Annotated in this window: 26 protein-coding genes; 15 read left to right on the top strand and 11 right to left on the bottom strand. The window is 61.8% G+C overall.

Annotation, left to right across the window (positions count from 1 at the left end; all coding sequences use genetic code 11):
- Position 1: 1 nt before the first annotated feature.
- Entirely contained in the window at positions 2–1,018 is a 1,017-nt protein-coding gene (locus HYI44_RS01380; RefSeq protein WP_225568561.1) for an arginine N-succinyltransferase, read from the bottom strand.
- A 518-nt stretch (positions 1,019–1,536) separates the two neighbouring features.
- On the opposite strand from HYI44_RS01380, the gene HYI44_RS01375 reads away from it, so the two are divergent.
- Both HYI44_RS01375 and cobF read left to right on the top strand, forming a co-directional pair.
- The gene (locus HYI44_RS01375; protein WP_225568560.1) at positions 1,537–2,112 is read left to right on the top strand and encodes a histidine phosphatase family protein; all 576 of its coding nucleotides are present in this window, start codon (positions 1,537–1,539) and stop codon (positions 2,110–2,112) included.
- Entirely contained in the window at positions 2,109–2,864 is a 756-nt protein-coding gene (gene cobF / locus HYI44_RS01370) for a precorrin-6A synthase (deacetylating) (RefSeq protein ID WP_225568559.1), read from the top strand. Before HYI44_RS01375 ends, cobF begins: the two co-directional genes overlap by 4 nt.
- A gap of 1 nt (position 2,865) precedes the next feature.
- Here the strand turns inward: cobF and ftrA are convergent, their stop codons facing one another.
- Entirely contained in the window at positions 2,866–3,858 is a 993-nt protein-coding gene (ftrA, locus tag HYI44_RS01365) for a transcriptional regulator FtrA (RefSeq protein ID WP_225568558.1), read from the bottom strand.
- A 101-nt stretch (positions 3,859–3,959) separates the two neighbouring features.
- Between ftrA and HYI44_RS01360 the strand changes: the two genes are divergently transcribed.
- From HYI44_RS01360 to HYI44_RS01345, 4 genes are all read left to right on the top strand, one after another.
- On the top strand, positions 3,960–4,394 hold the full coding sequence (locus tag HYI44_RS01360; protein WP_225568557.1) for a rhodanese-like domain-containing protein: 435 nt from the start codon (positions 3,960–3,962) through the stop codon (positions 4,392–4,394).
- A gap of 236 nt (positions 4,395–4,630) precedes the next feature.
- Positions 4,631–5,410: an ABC transporter substrate-binding protein gene (locus tag HYI44_RS01355; RefSeq protein WP_045059728.1), complete on the top strand. Its 780-nt coding sequence runs from the start codon at positions 4,631–4,633 to the stop codon at positions 5,408–5,410.
- A gap of 86 nt (positions 5,411–5,496) precedes the next feature.
- Complete coding sequence (locus tag HYI44_RS01350; RefSeq protein WP_225568556.1) at positions 5,497–6,609, top strand: succinylglutamate desuccinylase/aspartoacylase family protein; 1,113 nt, start codon at positions 5,497–5,499, stop codon at positions 6,607–6,609.
- Positions 6,610–6,733: 124 nt separating this feature from the next.
- Positions 6,734–7,462 (top strand): alpha/beta hydrolase, encoded by a 729-nt coding sequence (locus HYI44_RS01345; protein WP_201148961.1) that lies wholly within the window; start codon positions 6,734–6,736, stop codon positions 7,460–7,462.
- A gap of 2 nt (positions 7,463–7,464) precedes the next feature.
- Here the strand turns inward: HYI44_RS01345 and HYI44_RS01340 are convergent, their stop codons facing one another.
- Both HYI44_RS01340 and HYI44_RS01335 read right to left on the bottom strand, forming a co-directional pair.
- The gene (locus tag HYI44_RS01340; protein ID WP_122839167.1) at positions 7,465–8,034 is read right to left on the bottom strand and encodes a hypothetical protein; all 570 of its coding nucleotides are present in this window, start codon (positions 8,032–8,034) and stop codon (positions 7,465–7,467) included.
- Positions 8,035–8,132: 98 nt separating this feature from the next.
- Complete coding sequence (locus HYI44_RS01335) at positions 8,133–8,918, bottom strand: hypothetical protein (protein WP_122839166.1); 786 nt, start codon at positions 8,916–8,918, stop codon at positions 8,133–8,135.
- Positions 8,919–9,074: 156 nt separating this feature from the next.
- Between HYI44_RS01335 and HYI44_RS01330 the strand changes: the two genes are divergently transcribed.
- Entirely contained in the window at positions 9,075–9,611 is a 537-nt protein-coding gene (locus tag HYI44_RS01330; RefSeq protein WP_225568555.1) for a chalcone isomerase family protein, read from the top strand.
- A 332-nt stretch (positions 9,612–9,943) separates the two neighbouring features.
- Here the strand turns inward: HYI44_RS01330 and HYI44_RS01325 are convergent, their stop codons facing one another.
- The 3 genes from HYI44_RS01325 to HYI44_RS01315 are packed head-to-tail and all read right to left on the bottom strand — an operon-like array spanning position 9,944 to position 12,538.
- A complete protein-coding gene (locus HYI44_RS01325) occupies positions 9,944–11,125 on the bottom strand; it encodes an acetyl-CoA C-acetyltransferase (RefSeq protein ID WP_225568554.1) in 1,182 nt (393 codons plus the stop codon).
- Positions 11,126–11,136: 11 nt separating this feature from the next.
- Entirely contained in the window at positions 11,137–11,802 is a 666-nt protein-coding gene (locus HYI44_RS01320; protein WP_045060542.1) for a CoA transferase subunit B, read from the bottom strand.
- 37 nt (positions 11,803–11,839) lie between these two features.
- Entirely contained in the window at positions 11,840–12,538 is a 699-nt protein-coding gene (locus HYI44_RS01315) for a CoA transferase subunit A (RefSeq protein WP_122839163.1), read from the bottom strand.
- A gap of 256 nt (positions 12,539–12,794) precedes the next feature.
- On the opposite strand from HYI44_RS01315, the gene HYI44_RS01310 reads away from it, so the two are divergent.
- A complete protein-coding gene (locus HYI44_RS01310; protein WP_225568553.1) occupies positions 12,795–13,691 on the top strand; it encodes a LysR family transcriptional regulator in 897 nt (298 codons plus the stop codon).
- A gap of 1,173 nt (positions 13,692–14,864) precedes the next feature.
- Here the strand turns inward: HYI44_RS01310 and HYI44_RS01305 are convergent.
- Both HYI44_RS01305 and HYI44_RS01300 read right to left on the bottom strand, forming a co-directional pair.
- A complete protein-coding gene (locus HYI44_RS01305) occupies positions 14,865–15,707 on the bottom strand; it encodes an NAD-dependent protein deacetylase (protein ID WP_225568552.1) in 843 nt (280 codons plus the stop codon).
- 53 nt (positions 15,708–15,760) lie between these two features.
- On the bottom strand, positions 15,761–16,807 hold the full coding sequence (locus HYI44_RS01300) for a class I SAM-dependent methyltransferase (RefSeq protein WP_225568551.1): 1,047 nt from the start codon (positions 16,805–16,807) through the stop codon (positions 15,761–15,763).
- A gap of 333 nt (positions 16,808–17,140) precedes the next feature.
- On the opposite strand from HYI44_RS01300, the gene HYI44_RS01295 reads away from it, so the two are divergent.
- Both HYI44_RS01295 and HYI44_RS01290 read left to right on the top strand, forming a co-directional pair.
- Complete coding sequence (locus tag HYI44_RS01295) at positions 17,141–17,980, top strand: DUF692 domain-containing protein (RefSeq protein WP_122839415.1); 840 nt, start codon at positions 17,141–17,143, stop codon at positions 17,978–17,980.
- Complete coding sequence (locus HYI44_RS01290) at positions 17,973–18,722, top strand: DUF2063 domain-containing protein (protein WP_225568550.1); 750 nt, start codon at positions 17,973–17,975, stop codon at positions 18,720–18,722. Before HYI44_RS01295 ends, HYI44_RS01290 begins: the two co-directional genes overlap by 8 nt.
- A gap of 22 nt (positions 18,723–18,744) precedes the next feature.
- Here HYI44_RS01290 and HYI44_RS01285 read toward each other — a convergent pair whose 3' ends face one another.
- Positions 18,745–19,872, bottom strand: a complete 1,128-nt coding sequence (locus tag HYI44_RS01285) for a P1 family peptidase (RefSeq protein WP_225568549.1) — start codon at positions 19,870–19,872, stop codon at positions 18,745–18,747.
- A 99-nt stretch (positions 19,873–19,971) separates the two neighbouring features.
- Between HYI44_RS01285 and HYI44_RS01280 the strand changes: the two genes are divergently transcribed.
- On the top strand, positions 19,972–20,745 hold the full coding sequence (locus HYI44_RS01280) for a helix-turn-helix transcriptional regulator (RefSeq protein ID WP_225568548.1): 774 nt from the start codon (positions 19,972–19,974) through the stop codon (positions 20,743–20,745).
- A gap of 129 nt (positions 20,746–20,874) precedes the next feature.
- On the opposite strand, the gene HYI44_RS01275 is transcribed toward HYI44_RS01280, so the two are convergent.
- Positions 20,875–21,810 (bottom strand): class I SAM-dependent methyltransferase, encoded by a 936-nt coding sequence (locus tag HYI44_RS01275; RefSeq protein WP_122839419.1) that lies wholly within the window; start codon positions 21,808–21,810, stop codon positions 20,875–20,877.
- Between the two features lie 169 nt (positions 21,811–21,979).
- Here HYI44_RS01275 and HYI44_RS01270 point away from each other — a divergent pair, with 169 nt between their 5' ends.
- The 4 genes from HYI44_RS01270 (at position 21,980) to HYI44_RS01255 (ending at position 24,279) form a co-directional block, all read left to right on the top strand.
- The gene (locus tag HYI44_RS01270; RefSeq protein ID WP_122839420.1) at positions 21,980–22,591 is read left to right on the top strand and encodes a cytochrome b/b6 domain-containing protein; all 612 of its coding nucleotides are present in this window, start codon (positions 21,980–21,982) and stop codon (positions 22,589–22,591) included.
- A complete protein-coding gene (locus HYI44_RS01265) occupies positions 22,588–23,373 on the top strand; it encodes a molybdopterin-dependent oxidoreductase (RefSeq protein ID WP_122839421.1) in 786 nt (261 codons plus the stop codon). The genes HYI44_RS01270 and HYI44_RS01265 overlap by 4 nt, the downstream gene beginning before the upstream one ends.
- Positions 23,374–23,444: 71 nt before the next feature.
- Positions 23,445–23,726 carry a pentapeptide MXKDX repeat protein gene (locus HYI44_RS01260; RefSeq protein WP_201148552.1) on the top strand — a complete coding sequence of 94 codons (282 nt, stop codon included), beginning with the start codon at positions 23,445–23,447 and terminating at the stop codon, positions 23,724–23,726.
- A 142-nt stretch (positions 23,727–23,868) separates the two neighbouring features.
- On the top strand, positions 23,869–24,279 hold the full coding sequence (locus HYI44_RS01255; protein ID WP_122839423.1) for a response regulator: 411 nt from the start codon (positions 23,869–23,871) through the stop codon (positions 24,277–24,279).
- Positions 24,280–24,287: the final 8 nt, after the last annotated feature.

The raw sequence follows: 24,287 nt of genomic DNA, 5'->3' as shown, positions 1-24,287 counted from the left end.
TTCACAGCGCGACCACGCGGATCAGGCTGCCGGCGTGCACATTCAACGCGGCGCACAGTTGCGGGGGCAAGGCCACAGGTTGCCCGGCACGCACGTCCAGGTCGGCAACGATCGCGCGGAAGTCCCTCAGCGAATCATTGCTGACCAGATATCGGCCGCGCGCATCGATGGCGGCAACCGGCCTGACGCTGGCAGTGAATCCCTGGGCCACCGACCGGATGGCGCAAAGAGGCGCATGCAGGGTCGGCCCACCGTCGAACAGATCGACATAATGATTGGTCTTGAAGCCCTCGCGTTCGAGAATATCGAAGGCTTCCTGGCCATCGGGATGGATGCGGCCGATGCACGCCTGCGCAGCCTCGGGCAGCATCGGCACATAGATCGGGTAATGCGGCATGAGCTCCGCCAGGAAGGTCCGGCTTTGCAGGCCACACAGGCGCTCGGCCTCGGTGTAGGGCAGGTCGAAAAAGTGTTTACCCACCGCGTCCCAGAACGGTGAATGGCCTTCATCATCGCTGAACCCGACTATCTCGGTAATCACCGAGTCGGCAAAACGATGGCGGTGAGCGCCGATGAACATCAGGCGAGCCCGTGACAGCAATTCGCTGAACCGGCTCCCGACCAGGGTCGCCTCGACATGAAAGCCGCGCAGCAAGGTGTGCCCGCTCAGGTCGTGACACAGTGACAAGGCGGGTACGGCATGTTCGACGTTGAGTTCCCGCGAGGCGGCGGTGTAATCCCGGTGACGCAGGCTGTAGAAGGGCGTTTCGAAACCCGCCGTGGCGAGAATTTCCGAACAGCCCATCAGGCGTTGGGTATCGATGTCTTCCAGCACGAAGAAGTAGTTCTGCGGTCCTTGCACGGCGGCGTCTTTTTCAAATGAATCGCAGGATCCGATAATCCGCTCGCGCAGGCGTCCGGTGTCGTCGGGCAAAGACGTGACGCCCGGCAGGCTGTCACGGGCTAGTCGTTGCAGCTGGGGCAGGTCGCTCAATTCGACTGGACGCAAGACCAGCATGGATGCACTCCTGTATCAAAGGGTCGGGTGACAAGCACCCGGCCTGACTATCACTGTCGGTTTCCACGCATTGCAGGGGCGGCTCACCTGATCGGTATCAGGCGCCACTCTTCATGTTTTTCAGTTTTCACGACGCTGGCAGGGTCGCGGCGAGTCGTTAAACGCGCTCAGGCCGGCAGCGCTATGCCACAAAGGTCACGGGGTGAAGGAGATCATTATTCTAAAGATTCAGAGGGGGCATCCGGGCTCCTGCTGGATGTTTTTTCGTTTAATTCACAGTTGATGAATCCAGTATTTATGCAACGCGCCGTGGCTGTCTAGTGATTTTTTCAGGGCTTTTTGCTTCCCTCGGACACGGCGTGAGGCCTGTCAGTAAAGGCCTACAGACATGGTCGTAGTTCGTGTAGGCCACTTGCCAATCCGTGTGTCAGACACTGCCGTGTTGCACCCAAGAAAACGCCTGCAGACTAGCCGCGGCGTGTTACCGTTTCCTGACTTTTTGCAGCGAGCATTCCCAATTGCGGGCGACCCGTTTGACCTTGATCTGCCATGCGAGAACCGTCGCACAAAAGTTGGCGCGGTTTCCTACAAATGAGCCGTTGGAAATGGATTGGCAATCGGCACAGGGTTCCCGCAGTCGCCAATTCAAAACGTCGTCAAGACTCCTGTCTGCACCGGAGTTGCGCGCCCGGCAAACCGCTGGTTTATTCGGCCGTGAAGTGGAGACTGTGGAGGCGCTGCGCGACTGCGACTTCGGTCGGTGGTGCGGCGCGCAGATTGATGACGTGCACGAGGCCGAACCCCAGGCGCTGCAGGCCTGGCTCCAGGATGCTGATTCGGCGCCCCATGGCGGCGAATCGGTCGCCGCGCTCACTCTCCGGGTGGCGGCCTGGCTGACCGCGCTTGAGGCGACACCCGGGCACATAGTGGCGGTCACCCATCCATTCGTGATTCGTGCGGCGTTGACCTGGGCCCTGAAAAGCTCGGCGTTTAACCAGATTGATGTTGAACCGCTGTCGATCGTCGAGCTGCGGTTCAACGGGCGCTGGCGTTTTCGTTTAACAGGCGATGGGCATGAGGAATCGCAGCCATGAAAAAACTCCTGGTGATTGGCATCGGCGCCGGCAACCCTGACTACATCACCCTGCAGGCGGTCAAGGCGCTGAATAGCGCCGATGTGTTTTTCCTCATGGACAAGGGTCAGAGCAAGGACAAACTCATCGACCTGCGGCGCGACATCTGCGAGCGCTACATTACCCACAAGGCCTATCGTTTCGTCGAGGCCCCAAGTCCCGAGCGGGAGCGGGGAGAGGTGGACTACAGGGCCAGCGTGGAAGACCTGAACCTGGCCAGGCAGTCGACCTTTGAGCGGCTGATCCATGAGCAGATGGCCGACGACGAGTGCGCGGGTTTCCTGGTGTGGGGCGATCCGGCGTTGTACGACAGCACCATCAGGATCCTCCAGGCGATCCTCGATTCTGGCTGCTGTGAGTTCGAATTTGAAGTCATCCCCGGGATCACCAGCGTCCAGGCCCTGTGCGCCCGGCATAAGGTGCCACTCAATCGCATTGGCCAGTCCATCGAAATCACCACCGGGCGTCGTCTGGCGGCGGGGCAGGTGAGCGATGCCGACAGCCTGGTGGTGATGCTCGACGCCCAGGATGCCTACCACCAGGTGGCAGATCCGCAGACCGAGATTTACTGGGGCGCTTATCTGGGGACACCGGATGAGCTGCTGATCCACGGCAAGCTCGAGGACGTCGCGCAGGAAATCGAGCGGGTGCGCAAGGCGGCTCGGTTGGCCAATGGGTGGATTATGGACACCTACCTGTTGCGCAAGCCTTGAATCAGGCGCCGTCCATGCCGGCCCCTTCGCGAGCAAGCCCACGCCCAAACCGCTCCCGATACACCGATGGCGGCACCCCCACGACACTGCGAAACGCCACCCTGAAGCTTTCTACCGAGCGGTAACCGCAGCGCTCGGCAATCTGCTCGGTATTCTCCCGGGTGCCTTCCAGCAACTCCCGCGCCCGACCCACCCGTTCATGTTGCAGCCAGGCCTTGGGCGACAGGCCGGTGGCTTCGGTGAAGCGGCGCAGGAAGGTGCGCTCGCTCATGGCCGCTTCACTGGCCAGGTCGCGCACCTCCAGCGGCTGGTGCACGCGCTCGCGGGCCCATTGCATCACTCGCGAAAGATCACTGCGCGCCGCCACACTGACCGGCGCCGGAATGAATTGCGCCTGGCCGCCGGTGCGTTGCGGCGACATCACCAGGCGCCGCGCCACCGAGTTGGCGACCTGGGTACCGAAGTCCCGGGCCACCAGGTGCAGGCAGGCATCGATACCGGCCGCACTCCCGGCCGAGGTGATCAGTTGGCCTGCATCGACGTACAGCACCTGCGGGTCCACCAGAATCTCGGGAAAGCGCTCAGCCAGTTCGCTGCTGTAGCGCCAATGGGTGGTGGCGCTGTGGCCATTGAGCAAGCCGGTGGCCGCCAGCACGAACACCCCCGAGCAGATCGACAACAACCGTGCGCCCCGTGCATGGGCCTGGCGCAGGGCCGTCAACAGCGCCTCGGGTACCGGGGCACTGCGGTCGCGCCAGCCAGGGATGATGATGGTGCGGGCCTCTTGCAGCAGTTCCATGCCGCCATCGGCCAGCACCCGGAAACCGCCCGTGGCGCGCATCGGGCCCGGGTCCACGGCGACAATGCAGTGGGTGTACCAGGGGAAATCGAACTCCGGCCGGGCAAGGCCGAAGATCTCCACGGCAATGCCGAACTCGAATGTGCACAGGCCATCGTAGGCCAGGATCGCGACCGATCCAGGGGCGGAATGCATTTGGCGGAAACTTCCCGGTAAGTGTCTTGTGCGCCACTGTAGCCCGAAGCGAGCTGTCGATACAGTCATCCCACACCCCTCAACACCCAGGAGTACTGCCCATGACCAGCCTCGTTCGTGAAATCCCCGCTGCACCCTCGGCCATCGCCCTCATGCATTTCAGCAATCGCCTGACCTTCGAGACCGATTGCTCCGACGTCTACGGCAGCCAGGCGGCCGGTGAAGTGGATTTCATCCTGGTCGACGTCCGCGGGCCACGGGCGTTCGAGCGCGGTCATGTGCCGGGGGCGATCAATATCCCGGGGCGATTGCTGACGGCTCAAAGCCTGGCGCACTACCCCAAAACCAGCCTGTTTGTGGTCTATTGCGCCGGCCCGCATTGCAATGGCGCGAACAAGGCTGCCGTGAAGCTGGCCGCGCTGGATTACCCGGTCAAGGAGATGATCGGCGGGGTGACCGGATGGCTGGATGAGGGATTTGCCCTGAATGTTGCCGTGCCGCGCGTCGTCACCCCGGGCATTGGCTGCGAATGTTGAGCCCGCCAGCAACCCGATAAGTGCACCGCGCCACCGGCCATTTGGCCAGTTGGCGCGGATCTTCCACACTGGATCATCACGCTGATCATTCTTGCAGTGTTCTTGTAAATATTTGTCGCCTGGACGTAATTTAACGGCTTGTAGCCGCTCTAGACTGCCGGCCACTTCGGTTTTTTCCAACCGAAAGCGACCAATCGAACGCTGCCAATAAAAACCTCCGCACACAGGAGTTGTGAATGAAGAAGCTAGTGATGTTCGGTGCCCTGGCACTGTCGATGCTGTCCCTCGGCGCCGTGGCTGATGACGCCAAGCCGATCCGTATCGGTATTGAAGCCGGCTACCCGCCATTTTCCATGAAAACCCCTGACGGCAAACTCACCGGTTTTGACGTGGATATCGGCGACGCATTGTGCGAGCAGATGAAGGTCAAATGCACCTGGGTCGAGCAGGAGTTCGATGGCCTGATCCCGGCGCTGAAGGTCAAGAAAATCGACGCCATCCTGTCGTCCATGACCATCACCGACGACCGCAAGAAGAACGTCGATTTCACCATCAAGTACTACCACACCCCGGCACGCTTCGTGATGAAGGAGGGCAGCGAGGTCAAGGATCCGCTGACCGAACTCAAGGGCAAGAAAGTCGGTGTGCTGCGCGCCAGTACACATGACCGCTTCGCCACTGAAGTGCTGCAGCCTGCCGGCATCATCCTGGTGCGCTACGGTTCGCAGCAGGAAGCCAACCTGGACATGGTGTCCGGTCGCCTCGACGCGATGCTGGCCGACTCGGTCAACCTGGACGACGGTTTCCTGAAAACCGACGCAGGCAAGGGCTTCGCGTTTGTCGGCCCCACCTACGAAGACGCCAAGTATTTCGGCGGCGGCGCAGGTATTGCAGTGCGCAAGGGCGATACGCAACTGGCGGAAAAATTCAACACCGCCATCACCGAGATTCGCGCCAACGGCAAGTACAAGCAAGTGCAGGACAAGTATTTCGATTTTGACGTTTACGGTCATTAATCAAACCGTTTAAAAAAGTGGCAACCGTTAGCGCGGTTGCCATTTTTTTTGTCACGTGCGCAGATCCAGAGACACGGAGCTTCAACATGCAACGCATCGACCATCCACTGCCCTGGAGCCACCTGGGCACCGAACGCACCCTCAGTGTATTTCGTTACGGCGAGGGCACGCGCAAGGTGTACATCCAGGCCAGCCTGCATGCCGATGAATTGCCGGGCATGCGTACCGCCTGGGAATTGAAGAAGCGCCTGGGCGAACTCGAGGCCCGGGGGCAGCTGCAAGGGGTGATCGAACTGGTGCCGGTGGCCAACCCGATTGGCCTCGATCAGCATGTGCAAGGCAGTCATATGGGCCGCTTTGAACTGGGCAGCGGCAAGAACTTCAACCGTTCGTTCGTCGAACTGAGTGCACCGGTCGGGCAGTTGATCGGTGAGCGGTTGGGCACCGATGCCGGCGCCAATATCGCCCTGATTCGCCAGGCCATGGTCCAGGTGCTGGACGGCTTGCCGGCGCCCATGTCGCAACTCGAAGCCATGCATCGCCTGCTGCTGCGCCATGCCTGCGATGCCGACATTACCCTCGACCTGCATTGCGATTTCGAGGCGGCGATTCACCTGTATGCCTTGCCGCAACACTGGCCGCAGTGGCAGTCCCTCGCAGCGCGATTGCAGGCTGGTGTGGCGCTGCTCTGCGAAGATTCCGGTGGCAGCTCGTTCGACGAGTCCTGTTCGTCGCCCTGGTTGCGCCTGGCACGGGCGTTCCCTGAAGCGGCTATTCCACCTGCCAACCTGGCCACCACCCTGGAACTGGGGAGCATGGGCGACACCCGGGTCGATCAGGCACAGGCCAATTGCGAGGCGATACTGGGCTTTCTCGGCGAGCAGGGTGTGATCAAGGGCCAATGGCCGGCAGCACCGGACACATGCTGTGAAGGCATGCCGTTCGAGGGCACCGAGTATCTGTTTGCGCCTCATCATGGCGTGGTGAGTTTTTTGCGCGAAGCGGGCGAGTGGGTTGAAAAGGGCGATCCTTTGTTCGAAGTGGTGGACCCGTTGAATGATCGGGCTACCACGGTGTGTGCCGGGACCAGTGGCGTATTGTTCGCCATTGATCGCGGGCGGTACACCCAGCCGGGAACATGGCAGGCGAAGGTGGCGGGGCGCGAGCCGATTCGGATCGGGAAGCTGATCAACGACTGATAGCCAGGTTCTGCGGTGGGTGCAAGTCCGCTTCGCGAGCGGGCTCGCGAGGGCGGCTTGAACAACATCGAATACCTCACAGTGTTAGGCTTCAATCCAATCCTGCACCTGTGAAGGAAGGTTTATGTTGAAGTTTTTCGCTCTGCTGACACTCCTGGCGTCCGCCGCCGTCCACGCGCAAACCCCGCTGCAAGCCGATCTGCCGCTCAAATACCTGGAGCAAACCCACGCCGATTCGCGCAACCTGCCCCTGGTGATTTTCCTCCACGGCTATGGCAGTAACGAAGAGGACCTGTTCGGCATCAAGGATCAATTGCCCGAGCAGTACAATTACCTGTCGGTACGCGCGCCGATGGTGATGGAAGAAGGCAGGTACCAGTGGTTCCGCCAAAAAGGCCAGGGTGCCTACAACGGCGAAACCGATGACCTGAAGAACAGCAGCCAGGTTTTGCTGGACTTCATCACCCAGGCCGCCAGCAAATATCGGACCGCACCGAACAAGGTGTTCCTCGTGGGCTTCAGCCAGGGTGCGATCATGTCCTACGAGGTGGCGCTGCGTCATCCGCAGGCGCTGGGAGGCATTGCAGCGCTGAGCGGGCGTATCCTGCCGGTGCTCAAGACCGAGCTCAAGACCGAGCTCAAACCCGATGAAAAACGCCAGCAGCTGGCGATCTTCATCGGCCATGGCACCGCAGACAAACGCCTGCCTTACGTCGATGGCACAGACGCCAACAGCCTTCTGCAAAGCCTGTCGCTCAAGCCCCAATTTCATGCCTACCCTGGGGTGGGTCACAGCATCAGCGCCGCCGAAATGCAGGACTTGAACGCCTGGCTACAAAGCCTCAACCCTTAGGTTTATTTACCGCTGAGCATCCGCTTGATCAGGGTTTCATGCGCCGCCATGTCGCCGGGCCGGGAAATCACCCGGACCACCGCCATGTGGCTGCCAGAGGCCGCCATCAGCGTGGTGTTGAGGGTTTGCCCACCCCCCTGGGTGGCCGTGCTGTCAACCTGGCGCACACCCAGGCCGGTGCTTTTGAGGGTCAGGCTTTTCTCGCTCAACTTGTTGTAGTCGGGAAGGGCCGTGCGCTGCGCCGCGTCAAAGTCCGCCGCAGTGCCGTCGAGAAAGGCGCCGTCATTGTCCTTGACCTTGAGACCCTCGGGCAGGGTGTTTTCTGCGGCGATCACCACGGTCTTGGTGGTTTCGTTGGCGTACATGGTCCCGCTGGCCCCCGAAGAGCTGGCCGGCAATGGCGTGGCGACGAAGCCTTTGGGCAGGGTAAAGATGAACTTGCCGCCCAGCATCGACACCTTCTGCGACGATGCGGAACTGCTGGTGGCCTTGGCCGCCTGAGCATTCAGGGCCCCCAGGCTGGCAGCGACGGCCAGCAACAGGACAACGGCTTTGTTGCTCAACAATGACATTCGGAATCTCCAGGGATTGTCGCGCGTCAGCCGCGAACGGTTCAGACGCGATCATCCCATGCCGCGTGCAAGTCACTCCAGTACCGGTGCTCGGCCAGTCACTCGTCGCAAGCCTGGGCGCGCACGCTGACCGCAGGTTTTGCCAGCAGGCGTCGGGTCACACCGAGCATGGCCACCGAGACCGCGACGCCGAGGGCAAATGCGCTGAGGCCCATTGTCGGCAAGGCCATGGCCAGGACCAGGCAAAAGGCGGCAAACGAATACATGCCAGTCGCCGTGGCGCGCAGCAACGCAGCCGTGAAAGCCGGCCCACGGGTTTGCTGGGAGAACACCGCCATTACGCTGCCGAGCACCGGGAATACCGCGAGCAGACCGCTCCAGCGCTCGCCCACGGTACTTGCCAACAAGGTGACCGCCAGCGTCAGCAGGGCACCGGCGACCATGCGCCATAGCAGTCTGTCAGACTTGGGGGCGGTGCCTGAGATCACGGGCTGCACCGACGGAAACAGATAAGGCGCCGCCAGCAACGCGCTCGCAGCGGCGATTGTGGAAAACACCAGGGACGCGGGGATCGACGATAAAATCACCGCCAACATGGCCCACACGGCTAACGAAAGACTCAGCGCGGTCGGCCAGTTGCTGCGCTGTGCGACCTGGGCATAGGTGACGCAAAAGGCGATCATCGCGAACATGGCCGATAACGCGGCGGTGGCCGAGCGGGCGGCAAATGCTTCGCCTTGTTCGATGGCCAGGAAGAACAGAATCGGCCCGACCACCACTGGCAGTCCTGACAGCCACCCGGCTACGCTGGGGCCCCAGCGTTTGCCCGCCAGGGAGATGAGTAGCAGAAATCCGGGAATGACCAGCAGTTTGAGCAATAGCACGCACGCGTCTCCATCCTGTGTGAGACTGCCACGTTAGCATGCGCCAGACGGATTGTTGTATAGCTTTGCGGTTTTTGTATACAACATTCAAAGCTTGTACAGTTTGGGTTTTGGCGTATAAATTTTGGGCATCCTCTGCGCTGAATCGAGCCCATCATGAATCGCTCCCGATCCATTCTGCGTCATAGTTTGTGGCTGCTGGCCTTGTTGGCCGGTCATGCGCTGGCCAACTGGCAGGAGTCGTTGCCTGGGGCGCGGATCATCGGTGCCGGCGAACTTCGCTGGTTTGGCTTTGATGTCTATAACGCCCGCCTGTGGAGTGCAGCCAAGCCTTTGGCGAGCGACCAGCCGTTTGCCCTTGAACTCATTTACCAGCGCAAGATTTCCCGGGACGACCTGGTTCAGGCCAGCGTCGATGAGATCAGGCGCCTGTCAGGCGAGTCGGTGAGTGCCGCGCAACTGGAGGCATGGCAGGGGCAGATGCAACAGGCATTTGTCGATGTGCAGGCCGGAACGCGGATCACCGGGGTGTATCTGCCGGGGCAGGGGGCGCGGTTTTACGTCGGGCAGCGCTTGCAGCACGAGGTGAACGACCCGGCATTCGCCCGGGCGTTTTTTGATATCTGGCTGGACCCGCGAACACGCAATCCGCAGTTGCGCGAGCAATTGATGGGAGTGGCCAAATCCCGGTAGGCGCTGCCGCAGGCTCGGGCCGCGATCGGACGATCTTTCAATTTTGCTTGCAAGCGCTCCCACCACAGACAAGATCCCCGTAGGAGCTGCCGCAGGCTGCGATCTTTTGATCTTGTTCGCAAGCGCTCCCAACACAGACAAGATCAAAAGATCGCAGCCTGCGGCAGCTCCTACAGGGAGATGTTTGATTGATGTGTAGAGCTCAGGGATCGTTTTGTTGATGTGGAGCAGGGGACCGTTGATGCGTGGAGCCCGGTGCGACAGGTGTCACACCGGGTGTGTTGCCAGGCTGCGCGGTTCTTCGTGGGTCCCCGTGCCGCCTGTTGAACGCTTTACGCCCGCTCGATGGCCAGCGCCACGCCCTGGCCGCCACCGATGCACAAGGTGGCGAGGCCTTTCTTGGCGTCACGCTTGATCATTTCATGCAGCAAAGTCACCAGCACCCGGCATCCCGATGCGCCAATCGGGTGGCCGAGGGCGATGGCGCCGCCATTGACGTTGACCTTGTTCATGTCCCAGCCCAGGTCCTTGGCCACCGCCAGGGATTGCGCGGCGAAGGCTTCGTTGGCTTCGATCAGGTCCAACTGAGCGATCGACCAGCCGGCCTTGTCCAGGCAGCGGCGAGTGGCCGAGACCGGGCCGATGCCCATGATCGCCGGATCAACGCCGGCATTGGCATAGGCAGCAATTTTTGCCAGCACGGGCAGCCCCAGGGCTTTGGCTTTTGCCGCGCTCATAAGCATTACGGCCGCGGCGCCATCGTTGAGCGACGAAGCATTACCGGCGGTCACCGAACCGTCTTTTTTGAACGCCGGGCGCAGTTTGCCCAGGGCGGCGGCGCTGGTGTCGGCTCGCGGCTGCTCATCGGTGGCGAACGACAGCGGTTCACCCTTGCGCTGGGGAATCAGGATCGGCGTGATTTCATCGACAAAACGTCCGCCTTCAATGGCGGCCGAGGCTTTCTGTTGCGAGGCCGCGGCGAAGGCGTCTTGTTGCTCGCGGGTCAGGTTGTACTGCTCAACCAGGTTCTCGGCGGTGATGCCCATGTGGTAGTCGTTGAACGCGTCCCACAGGCCGTCGCTGATCATGGTGTCGACGATTTGCGCGTGGCCCATGCGCAGGCCGGTACGGGCGCCGGGCATGACGTAGTTGGACAGGCTCATGTTCTCCTGGCCGCCGGCGATCATCACCTCGGCGTCGCCGCAGCGAATCGCCTGGGTGGCCAGGTGCAAGGCCTTGAGGCCCGAACCGCAGACCTTGTTCAGGGTCATGGCTGGCACGGTGAACGGCAGGCCGGCCTTGATGGCGGACTGGCGCGCGGGGTTCTGCCCGGCGCCAGCGGTCAACACCTGGCCCATGATCACTTCATCCACTTGCGCCGGGTCGAGCCCGGTCTGCGCCAGCAACTGACGGATCACTGCGGCGCCCAGGTCCACGGCGGACACATTGGCCAACGCACCCTGGAAGCTGCCAATGGCGGTACGGGTGGCGGCTACAATTACGACGTCTTGCATGGAATTATTCCTCACTGCGCAGCGAACTGCATTTCCGGAACGTGATCGGGCACGATCAGTTTACCCGCGGTCTTGGCGACGATTTCCTCGACGCTGACACCCGGTGCGCGCTCCTTGAGAATGAACGCGCCGTTTTCGATTTCAAGGTAAGCCAGGTCGGTCAGCACGCGCTTGATGCAACCGGCACCGGTCAACGGCAGGCTGCATTTCGCCAGGAGCTTGGACTCACCGTCCTTCGAGGCGTGGGTCATGATGACGATGATGTTGTCTGCACCGGCCACCAGATCCATGGCGCCGCCCATGCCCTTGACCAGCTTGCCGGGAATCATCCACGAGGCGATGTTGCCTTGCACGTCGACTTCGAAGGCGCCCAGCACGGTCAGGTCGACATGCCCGCCGCGAATCATCGCGAAGGACTCGGCCGAGGAAAAGATCGACGCACCGATGCGCGCGGTCACGGTTTGCTTGCCGGCGTTGATCATGTCGGCATCGATGGTTTCTTCGGTCGGGAACGGGCCCATGCCGAGCAGGCCGTTTTCCGACTGCAGCATGACTTCCATGCCTTCGGGGATGTAGTTGGCGACCAGGGTCGGGATGCCGATGCCCAGGTTCACGTAGAAGCCGTCCTGCATTTCGCGGGCGACGCGTTGAGCCATTTGTTCGCGGGAAAGTGCCATTGTTGTTATTCCTTCAATTCGGGCCGGGGGCAGGTGATCACTTACGCACGGTGCGCTGTTCGATGCGCTTCTCGAACGTGCCGCAAATGACCCGGTCGACGTAGATGCCAGGGGTGTGGATCTGCGCCGGGTCCAGCTCGCCGGGCTCGACGATTTCTTCGACTTCGACCACGGTGATCTTGCCGGCGGTGGCCGCCAGCGGGTTGAAGTTCTGCGCGGTGTGGCGATAGATCACATTGCCGAAGTGGTCGGCTTTCCAGCCTTTGACGATGGCGAAGTCACCGGTGATGGACTCTTCCATCAGGTACTGGCGACCGTGGAATTCGCGCACTTCCTTGCCGTCGGCGACCGGTGTGCCGACGCCGGTGGCGGTAAAAAAGGCTGGAATGCCAGCGCCGCCAGCGCGCATTTTTTCCGCGAGGGTACCCTGGGGCGTCAGGACGACTTCGATTTCGCCTTTGAGCAGTTGGTCTTCGAACAGTTTGTTCTCGCCGACATAGGAGGCTACTACCTTGCTGATCTGCCGGTCTTCCAGCAGCACGCCCAGGCCAAAGCCGTCGACGCCACAGTTGTTGGACACCACAGTGAGGTCGCGTGTGCCTTTGCGCTTGATCTCGGCGATCAGGTTTTCCGGAATCCCGCACAGACCGAAGCCGCCGGCGATGACGGTCATGCCGTCTTCGAGACCTGCCAGCGCCTCCTCGTAGGAATTCACACGTTTGTCGAAACCTGCCATATGCACCTCTTTTATTCTTTATGGGCGGCTGGCTAGCCGAATGACTGAAGTGTCTCGCCGCAAGATTGATTTGTTAAGTTGATTTTTAGCAAGTATTAATAGATAAAACTCACTAATAGTTTTTCATTTGCCAAGGCCACTCTGCGCTGTGGTAGCAAAGCTTGCTCGCGATAGCCATTCCGGGGGCGCCATTGCACGCAGGCCATGCACCCACAAGCTTGCAGCTCAAGTCTCGAGATTCCAGGAGCCAAGCGACATGACCGTCAAACAGATCCGCGCCTTCCTCGCCGTCGCCCAGAGTCTGAGTTTCGCCGTAGCCTGCGAGCGCCTGCACCTGTCGCAATCAGCGCTGAGCCTGACCATCAAGGCGCTGGAACAAGGCCTGGGCGGGCGCTTGTTTTCGCGCAACACCCGCAACGTCGCACTGACGGCCGAAGGTGAGGCACTGGTGCCCCTGGCGCGGCGCCTGATCGCCGACTGGGACAACGCCGAGGATGAGTTGCGCCAGCGCTTCACCCTGCAACGCGGGCGAGTCACGCTGGCCGCGATGCCCTCGTTTGCCGGCAACCTGTTGCCACCGATCCTCAAGACATTTCGTGCGCGTTACCCCAAGGTCAATGTCACGGTAAATGACGTGATCAACGAGCAGGTGCTGGAAATGGTGCGGGATCGACAGGTCGAGCTGGGTGTGGCGTTTGAGCCGACCACCAGCTCGTCGCTGGCCTTCACACCGCTGTACATGGATCGCTTCGTCGCGGTGGTGTCCCTGGATTCACCGCTGGCCCGGCTTGACGATATTACCTGGGAGACCCTGCTGCAGGAACCGTTCATCACCCTGCAGCGCCCGTCCACGGTACGGGTGATGCTCGAGGAGCATCTGCAGGCGCGTGGAATGAAATTGCCGGTGGAGTTTGAAAGCCATCAGCTGGCAACGGTGGGGCGTATGGTTGCCAGCGGGCTGGGCGTCAGCGCGGTCCCGGCATTGTGCGCCGGGCAGATGCGCGAACTGGGTGCGCATTGCCTGACCCTGCATGACCCGGTGATCGAGCGGGCGATCGGAGTGCTGACCAAGCCTGGGGTGGAGTTGTCAGCGGCGGCGCAGGCGTTGTTTGATGTGCTGAAAGAAGAAAACGCGAGTCAACGATGCTCATGAGCTGAAGAGCGTCAGGGTGGGAGCAACTGTCTTCCCCCTGCCACATCAATATCGAATGTGCAGACGCCATCGCGGGCAAGCCCGGCTCCCACAGTGGTCTGCGCCGTACATAAATGCTGCGTCCACCACCACTACCCTGTGGGAGCAAGGCTTGCCCGCGATGGCAATCTCCCTGCCACATCAATGTCGAATGTGCAGACGCCATTGCCAGCAGGCTGGCTCCCACAGTGATCTGCGCCGTACATAAATGCCGCGTCCACCACCACTACCCTGTGGGAGCGGGCTTGCCCGCGATGGCCATCTCCCTGCCACATCAATGTCGAATGAGCAGACGCCATCGCCAGCAGGCTGGCTCCCACAGTGTTCTGCGCCGTACATAAATGCCGCGTCCACCACCACTCCCCTGTGGGAGCGGGCTTGCCCGCGATGGCCATCTCCCTGCCACATCAATGTCGAATGAGCAGACGCCATCGCCAGCAGGCGGGCTCCCACAGTGATCTGCGCCGTACATAAATGCTGCGTCCACCACCACTAGCCTGTGGGAGCAAGGCTTGCCCGCGATGGCAATCTCCCTGCCACATCAATCGAATGTACAGACGCCATCGCCAGCAGGCTGGCTCCCACAGTGGTCTGCGCCGTACATAAATGCTGCGTCCTCCACCACTATCCTGTGGGAGCAAGGCGTGCCCGCGATGGCAATCTCCCTGCCACATCAATGTCGAATGTGCAGACGCCATCGCCAGCAGGCTGGCTCCCACAGTGGTCTGCGCCGTACATAAATGCTGCGTCCTCCACCACTATCCTGTGGGAGCAAGGCGTGCCCGCGATGGCAATCTCCCTGCCACATCAATGTCGAATGTGCAGACGCCATCGCCAGCAGGCTGGCTCCCACAGTGGTCTGCGCCTTACATAAATGCTGCGCCCACCACCATTCCACTGTGGGAGCGGGCTTGCCCGCGATGGCAATCTCCCTGCCACATCAATGTCGAATGTGCAGACGCCATCGCGGGCAAGCCCGGCTCCCACAGTGATCTGCGTCGTACATAAATGCCGCGCCCACCACCATTCCACTGTGGGAGCGGGCTTGCCCGCGATGGCGATCTCCCTGCCACATCAATGTCGAATGTGCAGACGCCTTCGCGAGCAAGCCCGCTCCCACCGGCGCCTGGAAAATCAGGTGGACAGGTGTTGCGCCAGCAACGGCAGCAGCTGTTCGCACGACGCTTCGATCTTCAGGTCTAGCAGCTCATCGGCCCGCGTCTTGCCCAGATTGATCGCAATCAACGGTTTGCCCTGATCCACCACGGCCCGGCACAAGCGAAACGCCGAATACGCCATCAACGAAGACCCCACCACCAGTAATCCAGCGGCTTTCTCAACCGTCGCCATGGCCCTGGCGGCCGTTCCCTGTGCGACGTTCTCGCCAAAGAACACCACGTCCGGTTTCATCCGCTCACCCGCACAATGGGGGCAACGCGGCACCTGGAAGCGCGCTTCGAAAGCAGGGTCGAGCAGGGTGTCGCCATCCGGCGCCTGCACTGCATCCACACCTGCCAGGTAAGGATTGCGCTGTTCCATCTGGTGCTGGATCGAGTCGCGCTCGCTGCGCTCCCCGCAATCCAGGCACAGTACCCGCTGCAAGCTGCCATGCAGTTCGATAACGTCATGGCTGCCGGCGTGATCGTGCAAGGAGTCGACATTCTGAGTGATCAGCGCGCTGATTCGCTGGCTGCTTTGCAAACCGGCCAACGCCTCGTGCGCCACGTTTGGCTGGGCCAGGCGCACGCGCGGCCAGCCCAGCATCGCCCGCGCCCAGTAGCGGCGGCGGGACTCGGCAGCTGAGAGAAACTCCTGGTACATCATCGGCTGCCGACCACGGCGCACGCCCTGGTTGTCCCGGTAATCGGGGATGCCCGAGGGCGTGCTGATACCGGCTCCGGTCAGCACCACGAAGGGTTGTTCGGCCATCAGGTGTCGGAGCTGATCGAGTTGTTCGCGGATTCGGCCATCTAGCATGTTCAACACTCCAGGGATGTGCACAGTGTAGAAGCTGCCCCCCACCTGGTGTGTTATTTACGCGCCTCCAGTATCAGGTTGAACGGCGTCTGCGTGGCTCGGCGGAATGTCGTGAAGCCCGCCTCCGTGAACACCTTGCGCAACCGCGCCTCGCCGGCCTGGGCGCCGAGCCCCAGGCCGACTTCCTGGGACAGCGAATTGGGGGTGCAAATGAAAGTGGATGCGGCATAGAACAGGCGGCCCACCGGGGTCACGTTGTCGTCCAGGTCATCGTTGGCGAAAGGCTCCACCAGCAGCACCGTGCCGTCGGGTTTCAGCGATTGGAACGCGTGTCGCGCCGCGCCTACCGGGTCGCCCATGTCATGCAGGCAGTCGAAGTAGCAGACCAGGTCATAATCATCGCCCGGATAACTCTTGGCGGTGCCCTGGAAGAACCGCGCACGCCCGGCCACGCCACCTTCCTCGGCGCGCTGGGTGGCGACGCTGACGGAGGGGGCGTGGTAATCGAACCCGACGAAGCGCGAATCCGGGAACGCCTGGGCCATGATCACCGTGGACGCACCATGGCCGCAGCCGATGTCCGCGACCTTGGCCCCGGCCTCCAGCTTGGCGACCACGCCCTCCAGCGCCGGCAGCCATTCGCTGATCAGATGCGCCTTGTAGCCTGGGCGGAAGAACCGTTCAGTGCCGCTGAACATGCACGGATGGTGATCGCCCCAGGCCAGGGCACCATCGCCGCGCATGGCCTTGACCAGTTTGTCCTTGTCGTGGAAAAACGACGCGACCACGCCGATTCCGCCGGCTACGTACACCGCAGAATCTTCGACCGCCAGCGCCTGGGCCTGCTCTTGTGGCAGGCGGAACTGGCCGTCGTGGTGTTCCATGTAACCCGACGCAGCGTGTGCGCTGAGCCATTCGCGCAGCAGGCGCGGATTGCAGCCGGTCTTGTCGGCGAGGGCTTCGGGGGTAAGGGACTGACTGTCAGCCATCGCGCGGTACAGCCCCAGTTCTTCGCCGAGGATGACATTGGCGAGCATCGCCGCGCCCCCCATGTCATTGATCAGCTTGCCCATGAAATCGTTGAGTCTGGCCTCGTCCATCACGTGTGCTCCTTTGGCAGGATCACGGTCCAGGGGCGCAGGGTTTCGACGCGTTCGCCACTGGGCGGTGGTCGTGGGAATGAACAGGACGCCAGGGGGTGTCCTGTGTGCATTAAGTTTAGTTCGCAGGGCCTGAGGCGCGTTTCCAAGCGACGAAAGTGCTAACTGGAGCAAGCCGGCTCCCACAGGCGGACTCGGGTGTTGCGTGTATGGGAGTGTATCCAGCCCGCCTGGCGATACAGTTGCCCACACTCCCGGCCCCCACCGAACACAGGCCCGATACATACCGACGCTTAGCTGGACATCCGTTTCCAGCACCCCGGAATCAACCGCATGCACAGTCCCAAGCCCCCAGCAAAAAACCGCGTCGGCCTCGGCCTGCGTCGAGGCCTGATGAAGGACTTGCAGGCTGCCCCGGCAGGGGATTTCGACTTTCTCGAGCTCGCCCCGGAAAACTGGATCGGCGTGGGGGGCGCGCAGGGTGCGGCGTTGCGCGCCCTGGCGGAAAAGTTTGCGCTGTCGTGCCATGGCTTATCGTTGTCCCTGGGTGGGCCGGCACCGCTGGACGTCGCATTTGTGCGCGAAGTCCGGGTTTTTCTCGAGCTCTACAATGTGCCCCTGTACAGCGAACACCTCAGCTACTGCAGTGATGACGGCCACCTCTACGACCTGCTGCCCTTGCCGTTCACCGAAGAGGCGGTGCACCACGTGGCCGCGCGGATTCGCCAGGCCCAGGACATCCTGGGGCGGCGCCTGGCGGTGGAAAACGTGTCCTATTACGCGGCGCCGCGCCAGGACATGGACGAAGTCACGTTCACCAATGCGGTGCTGCGTGAAGCTGACTGCGACCTGCTGCTGGACGTCAACAATGTGTACGTCAACTCGATCAATCATGGTTTTGATCCGCAGGCGTTCCTGCTCGGCATCGACCCGGGGCGGGTGGTGGGCATGCACGTGGCCGGACATTTCGACGAGTCTGACACCTTGAAGATCGACACCCACGGGGCTTCGGTGAAGCCTGCGGTCTGGTCGTTGCTGGCGCAGGCCTACGCGCGGTTCGGTGCGCAACCGACGCTGCTGGAACGGGACTTCAATTTCCCGGTGTTCGCCGAGTTGGTCGCCGAACTGCACATCATCCGCCGCCTGCAGGCCGCAGGAGTGAATCGTGGATAAGCCCGGCCTGTTTCAGGAGCAGATCACCTTTGGCCGCTACCTGCGCGACCCCGACCATTGCGCGCCGCCAGGCCACATGGACGCGGCAAGGGCCCAGGTTTACCGCGACCTGATCTTTGCCAATCTGTCGCAATTACTCAGCGCCACTTTCCCTGTGTTGATCAGGATCCTCGGTGAGGCGCGCTGGCGCCTGCTGGTGCGCAGTTTTCTGCGTGACCATCGCGCGCGCACGCCGAAATTCGGCGAGATCGCCGAGGAGTTCGTGGGCTTTGTGGCGACTGTCCCCCAAGGCGACTGGCCCGGGTTCATGGTCGAGCTGGCACATTACGAATGGGTCGAGATGGCGTTGCAACAGTCCGACGCCGACCCCCTGCCTGTCAGCACTGGCGCAAGCTTACTGGATTGCCCGCTACGCGTTTCGCCCCTCGCCTGGCCATTGGCGTATGCCTGGCCGGTCCAGCAGGTCGGGCCGGATTTCCAGCCGTCGATGCCGCCGGCCCAGCCTACGTTGCTGCTGGTGCGTTGCGGCGAAGACTGGAGCGTGAAGTTTTCCCAACTGAGCCCATTGGCCTGGCGCCTGTTGCAGCGCATAAACGAGCTTCCCGCACTTAATGGCCAGGCCCAGTTGCAAGCCCTTGCACAGGAGGCCGGTGCTGAAGACGTGCCCGCTTTCGTGGCAAGCGGCCTGGCCTTGTTGCAGCAGTTGCACGGGGAGGGCGTGGTGGGAGGGGTGGCCCGGTGAGTGTGAGTCCCGGGCCGAGCACTTACCGGGAGCGGGTCGCATCGCCCGGCCAGCCGGCCTGACCCAGGGCTTTGAGCAGCGTGTGTGCGTCCAGTCCCGGCACCGCATGGCCGTTGCCTTCGGCGGAGTCGGAGGCCAACAAGGCGTTGATGATCGCTTCCTCGACGGCTTCGGTGGCAGCCAGAAACAACTCGCTGATGTGATCGTTGTTGACCATGCGCAACTGGTCGCACGTCGGTGCACCCTTGCCCTCATAAGCGGCTGGCGGCATCTGGTTGCCGGTAGCGAAGGCGATGAAGATGTCGCCACTGTGGTCCTCGTTGCCGCCACCGGTACGGGCCAGGCCGAGGCTGGCGCGTTGGGCCAGGCGCGTGCACTGGTGCGGCAGCAGCGGCGCATCGGTGGCCAGGCACACCACGATCGAGCCCATGCCCGGATACGGCAGCGATGCCTTGAGGAAGGGGGAGTCGGCCTGTTCCATGTAGCGTCCCACCGGATAACCGTCGACCCGCAGTTCATTGCGAATGCCGTGGTTGGCCTGGACGATGGCGCCGACGGTCCAGCCGCCCTGCGCGGCGCTGAGTCGGCGCGAGGAGGTGCCGATGCCGCCTTTGAATTCATGACAGATCATGCCGCTGCCGCCACCCACCGCACCTTCGGTCACCGGGCCGCCGGTCGCGGCTTCCAGGGCCTGGGCGACGTGCTCGGGCTTTACATGGAAGCCGTTGATGTCGCTGAGCAGGCCGTCGAAGGTTTCCAGCACCACCGGCATGTTCCAGTAGAGTCGGCCGTCGTCCGGTTGCTGCTGGCGATCCAGCGCAATCAGCGCATCGCGCACCACGCCCAGGCTGTGGGTGTTGGTGAACGCAATCGGGCTGGTCAACAGGCCGGCTTCGCGAATCCACTCCAGGCCCGTGGCATCGCCGTTGCCATTGAGTACATGGACCCCGGCAAAGCATGGCTGCTGGTTGGTGGAACCCTGCCGCGGTTCGATCAGGGTGACACCGGTGAGGATGTCGCGACCGTCGGCAGTGCGTCCTCGCACATTGCTGTGACCAACCCGTACGCCGGGCACATCGGTGATGGCATTGAGGGGGCCGGGTTGCAGTTGGCCAAACTGGATGTTCAAGTCGCGGGCACGTGGTTTCATCTGTAGTCTCATCGTCAGGTTGTGGCCAAGTGCGTGCAGAGTACTGGCAGGCAGATTGCTCACCCATTCCCATCATGGGTTACTCGAAAGGGGTAGTGCGTGGACGCGTTGTTGAGAGAGTTACCGGTGCACCAGGGCCTGGCGCGGGTATTTGCCGAGGTGGGGCATGACGGTTTCTGGCGTGCGCTGGTCGATACCCTGCGTTTGCTGGTGCCCCTGGACAACGCGCTGGTGGCGGTGATGCGGGCGGGCAGGGTGCCCAGGCTGCTGATCGACTTCGACTCCAAAGGCAGCGCCACCGAGCACGACGAACTGGCCGACTACAGCGCCGGCATGTACTTGCTGGACCCCTTTTACCAGGTGGCCTGCGCCGGTATCGCCGACGGTTTGCACAGCCTCGAATCAGTGGCGGCTGACCAGTTTCAGCAGAGTGAGTATTACCTCAGCTACTTCCAGCCGGTAGTTGGCGGGGACGAGTTGCAGTTCATGCTCAACATGGACGGCGCGGTACTGGGCCTGTCCCTCGGTCGTTCGACGCGCTTCACGCTCGAAGAGCAGGGTCGGCTATTGTGCGTGCGTGACTGGGTGCTGGCGGCGATCCGCCGTCACGTGCAATTGCTCCCCGCGCTAGCACCCACCGGCGAAGCCGCAGCCGGTGACCTGGCCTCTCTGCTGGACCGCTTCGACGCGCGCCTGACGGTGCGCGAAATTGAAACGGCGCGCCTGATCCTGCAAGGGTTTTCCAGCAAGGCGATCGCCCAGCAGATGGGCATCTCCCCGGAGACCGTGAAGGTTCACCGGCGCAATCTTTATCAAAAGCTCAACGTCAACGGGCATGGCGAGTTGTTCGCGCTGGTGCTGCAGCCGCGTTGAGCTGAAACCGGGTCGTTCTGATCGCGAGCAGGCTCGCTCCCACAGGGGATCTTCGCCGGGCGGGGAATACGTGCACGACGCGGGGTCCATGGTGGGAGTGAGCCTGCTCGCGATGCGGGTGCTGCGGTCCTATAGCCGGAACACCAGCGCCTTCAGCCCACACTCGATATCAGCGTCTGGAAACTCCGGCGGGTTTTCCAGCCGCCGCTCGAACCGCAGGCTCGGCGCTTCCCGGGTGACGCCTTCGATGAGGAAATCTGCACCGAATGCCGGGTCGTTCATGCAGGCCAGCACCGTGCCCTCGGCGCCCAGCAGCTCCGGGAGCCGACGCAGGACTCGCTGGTAATCCTTGGTCAGCAGGAAGCTGCCTTTCTGGAAGGACGGCGGGTCGATGATCACCAGGTCATAGGGCCCCTTGCCGATCACCTTGCCCCAGGACTTGAACAGGTCGTGCCCCAGGAACGTCACCTTGCCCAGGTCGTGCCCGTTGAGTCGGTGATTGTCGCGACCACGGCTCAGGGCCGCGCTGGACATGTCCAGGTTGACCACATGCTCGGCGCCGCCTTCGATTGCTGTCACGGAAAAGCCGCAAGTGTAGGCAAACAGATTGAGTACGCGCTTGCCCTGCGCATTGGCCCGCACCCAGTCGCGCCCGTAGCGCATATCGAGGAACAGGCCGTTGTTCTGCTTGCGGCCCAGGTCCACCCGATAGCGCAGGCCACCCTCGGTGATGGTCATGTCATCGATGGCGTCCCCCACCAGCCATTCGGTGGTGCTTTGCGGCAGGTAGCGGTGCTGCAACGCGAGCGTATGTGCGCCGCAGGCGACCCAGGCAGGCGAAGCGGCGAGCCGCAACAGGTCTGCCTTCAGCGCCTCCAATTGCGCCGCCTGCGGTTCCTTGAACAGCGACACCAGCACCACCCCCTGCAACCAGTCGACGGTCACTTGCTCCAGGCCCGGCCAGCAACGCCCACGGCCATGGAACAGCCGGCGGGTTTCGGCGGGGGCGTCTGCCAGGGCGGTCAGCAGATGGGCGTGGAGGAGGGCGAGCGCTTCTGGATTCATCGGCCTGGTTCGGTCATTTGAGGGGGCGGCATTTAACCACAACTTGGGCCAGCGCCTGCTTTCCGGGCGTCGGGAGTTATCACGTTTAATTTAAGTTTTCGTGAGGATTTGGCGATCTGACGGCCCACATACTCGGCTCCATCGAACACCAGCCGCCGGGAGAGCCATCATGTTGCAGCAACCCACGGTCAGCACACATCCGCGCTGGCTACGGCTGACTCACTGGCTCAATGCCTTGGCGGTGCTGGTGATGGTTGCCAGCGGCTGGCGCATCTACAACGCCTCGCCGCTCTACGATTTCAGTTTTCCTCCGTCGATCACCCTGGGCGGCTGGCTCGGCGGGGCGCTGCAATGGCATTTCGCGGCGATGTGGTTGCTGGTCATCAATGGCGTCATTTATCTACTGGTCAACCTCATCAGCGGGCGCCTGTCTCGACGGTTTTTCCCCCTGTCGCCCAAGGGCATCCGGCACGACGTGCTGGCCGCGCTGCGAGGCAAGTTGGGGCATGCGGACCTGCGTCAGTACAACCAGGTGCAGCGCCTTGCCTACCTGTTTGTGATGCTCGACATCGCGCTGCTGGTGGTTTCCGGGCTGGTGCTGTGGAAGTCCGTGCAGTTTCCGTTGTTGCGCGAGCTGCTGGGCGGCTACGAAGCGGCGCGGCACGTGCACTTTATTGCCATGGCGCTGTTGCTGGGGTTTGTCGCGGTGCACCTGGTGATGGTCGCGCTCGTCCCCAAAACCCTGGTTGCCATGCTGTTCGGTCACAAGGAACCCTTATGAAAAAGCGCATTCAAGGACCCGGGCTGGATGAGGCGTCCATTCTCGCCGACGCTCGAAAAATCATCGCCCCGCAAATCGAAGACCCCTCGCGTCGCTCGTTTCTGTTGCGTGGCCTGACCCTCGGCGGGGTGGCGATGTTGTCCGGTTGCAACCTGACCGACAACGACAGCGTCGAGACCGCGTTGTCTTCGATGTCGCGCTTCAACGATCGGGTGCAGGGCTGGTTGTTCAACCCCAATGCACTGGCGCCTACCTATCCGGCGTCGATGATCACCCGGCCATTTCCGTTTAATGCCTTCTACGGCATCGACGAAGCACCGACCGTTGATGCCGACAGTTTCCGACTGGAAGTCACCGGCCTGGTCGCCGACAAGCGCAGTTGGCGCCTGGAGGAACTGCGCGCCATGGCCCAGGCCGACCAGATCACCCGGCACATTTGCGTCGAAGGCTGGAGCGCGATCGGTCGCTGGGGCGGTGTGCCTTTCAGCGATTTCCTCAGGCGCATCGGCGCCGATACGCACGCCAGATACGTGGGCTTCAAATGCGCGGACGATTACTACACCAGCATCGACATGGCCACCGCGCTGCACCCGCAAACCCTGCTGGCGCTGACCTACGACGGCGCGGTGCTGCCGCGGGAGTACGGCTTCCCAATGAAGCTGCGCATGCCCACCAAGCTGGGCTACAAAAATCCCAAGCATATCCAGGCGATTTTCGTCAGTAACACCTACACCGGCGGCTACTGGGAAGACCAGGGTTACAACTGGTTCGGTGGCAGCTGACGGACATCCGCCAGGTTCATCCGCGCAGCCCGTGTTGCGCACATTCGCACCTCAGCTCCAGGAGATTCATCATGAAAAAACTGACCAGCATTGCCCTGTCCCTGTGCCTCGCAGCAGGGGCCGCCAGCGTGTTTGCCGCCGATACCATGAGTCAGGAAGGCATGAGCAAGGACTCGATGTCCAGGGACGCGATGAAAAAAGACTCGATGAACAAAGACAGCATGAGCAAGGACGCCGTGAAGCAGGACAGCATGTCCAAGGACGGGATGAAAAAGGACAGCATGTCCAAAGACGGGATGAAAAAGGACGCAATGTCCAAAGACGCCATGAAAAAGGACGACATGGCCAAGTGATCTTCGCTTCGCGAACGGCTGGACGCCTGATTTCGTCGACTGCCTGTATCAAAAATGAATTTCCGCCGAGTCCGCTGCTCATACCTGTAAGCAGCGGATTTGAGCCCGCGAAATTTTTGAGCAATCAGGGAGTGGCACCGTCATGAGTCCAGTCACAACGGCAAACGATCACCTTCCCGACGGGTTGATTCTTGTGGTCGAGGATGATCCGTTGATCCTGGAGTTTCTCTGCGAAATTCTTCAGGACGAAGGTTTTACCGTTGAACCCCAGATCAGTGCGGATGCTGCAGCGGTCTATCTGGAGCAGCACTGCGACAAGGTCAGTTTGTTGCTGACCGATATCACCATGCCCGGCAAACTCAACGGTGCCGACCTGGCGAATCAGTTCGGCGATCGCTGGCCGGACAAGCCGATCATGATCATGTCAGGGTTCGAAACGCCGGAGACTTCCGGGGTCCGGCACGACGTTTCTTTCATCAAGAAACCCTGGGCGCTCGGGCAATTGCTCGATTGCGTTGAAGGGGCACTGAAGAAAGCCCCGGTGCAACGTTGATCCTGTAC

Origin of the sequence: Pseudomonas sp. Y24-6, assembly GCF_020295325.1 — a bacterium.
Lineage (GTDB): Bacteria > Pseudomonadota > Gammaproteobacteria > Pseudomonadales > Pseudomonadaceae > Aquipseudomonas > Aquipseudomonas gregormendelii.
Note: the sequence above shows the minus strand (reverse complement) of the source record. Positions and strands in the feature narration are given on the sequence as shown.

Bases quoted from the DNA above. Each gene is read 5' to 3' on its own strand.
- HYI44_RS01305 (WP_225568552.1), bottom strand. From the start codon at position 15,707: ATGCTAGATGGCCGAATCCGCGAACAACTCGATCAGCTCCGACACCTG.
- HYI44_RS01325 (WP_225568554.1), bottom strand. From the start codon at position 11,125: ATGCAAGACGTCGTAATTGTAGCCGCCACCCGTACCGCCATTGGCAGC.
- HYI44_RS01255 (WP_122839423.1), top strand. From the start codon at position 23,869: ATGAGTCCAGTCACAACGGCAAACGATCACCTTCCCGACGGGTTGATT.
- HYI44_RS01345 (WP_201148961.1), top strand. From the start codon at position 6,734: ATGTTGAAGTTTTTCGCTCTGCTGACACTCCTGGCGTCCGCCGCCGTC.
- HYI44_RS01285 (WP_225568549.1), bottom strand. From the start codon at position 19,872: ATGAAACCACGTGCCCGCGACTTGAACATCCAGTTTGGCCAACTGCAA.
- HYI44_RS01320 (WP_045060542.1), bottom strand. From the start codon at position 11,802: ATGGCACTTTCCCGCGAACAAATGGCTCAACGCGTCGCCCGCGAAATG.
- HYI44_RS01270 (WP_122839420.1), top strand. From the start codon at position 21,980: ATGTTGCAGCAACCCACGGTCAGCACACATCCGCGCTGGCTACGGCTG.
- HYI44_RS01340 (WP_122839167.1), bottom strand. From the start codon at position 8,034: ATGTCATTGTTGAGCAACAAAGCCGTTGTCCTGTTGCTGGCCGTCGCT.
- HYI44_RS01265 (WP_122839421.1), top strand. From the start codon at position 22,588: ATGAAAAAGCGCATTCAAGGACCCGGGCTGGATGAGGCGTCCATTCTC.
- HYI44_RS01315 (WP_122839163.1), bottom strand. From the start codon at position 12,538: ATGGCAGGTTTCGACAAACGTGTGAATTCCTACGAGGAGGCGCTGGCA.
- HYI44_RS01380 (WP_225568561.1), bottom strand. From the start codon at position 1,018: ATGCTGGTCTTGCGTCCAGTCGAATTGAGCGACCTGCCCCAGCTGCAA.
- HYI44_RS01310 (WP_225568553.1), top strand. From the start codon at position 12,795: ATGACCGTCAAACAGATCCGCGCCTTCCTCGCCGTCGCCCAGAGTCTG.
- HYI44_RS01360 (WP_225568557.1), top strand. From the start codon at position 3,960: ATGACCAGCCTCGTTCGTGAAATCCCCGCTGCACCCTCGGCCATCGCC.
- HYI44_RS01275 (WP_122839419.1), bottom strand. From the start codon at position 21,810: ATGAATCCAGAAGCGCTCGCCCTCCTCCACGCCCATCTGCTGACCGCC.
- HYI44_RS01350 (WP_225568556.1), top strand. From the start codon at position 5,497: ATGCAACGCATCGACCATCCACTGCCCTGGAGCCACCTGGGCACCGAA.
- ftrA (WP_225568558.1), bottom strand. From the start codon at position 3,858: ATGCATTCCGCCCCTGGATCGGTCGCGATCCTGGCCTACGATGGCCTG.
- HYI44_RS01330 (WP_225568555.1), top strand. From the start codon at position 9,075: ATGAATCGCTCCCGATCCATTCTGCGTCATAGTTTGTGGCTGCTGGCC.
- cobF (WP_225568559.1), top strand. From the start codon at position 2,109: ATGAAAAAACTCCTGGTGATTGGCATCGGCGCCGGCAACCCTGACTAC.
- HYI44_RS01295 (WP_122839415.1), top strand. From the start codon at position 17,141: ATGCACAGTCCCAAGCCCCCAGCAAAAAACCGCGTCGGCCTCGGCCTG.
- HYI44_RS01355 (WP_045059728.1), top strand. From the start codon at position 4,631: ATGAAGAAGCTAGTGATGTTCGGTGCCCTGGCACTGTCGATGCTGTCC.
- HYI44_RS01300 (WP_225568551.1), bottom strand. From the start codon at position 16,807: ATGGACGAGGCCAGACTCAACGATTTCATGGGCAAGCTGATCAATGAC.
- HYI44_RS01260 (WP_201148552.1), top strand. From the start codon at position 23,445: ATGAAAAAACTGACCAGCATTGCCCTGTCCCTGTGCCTCGCAGCAGGG.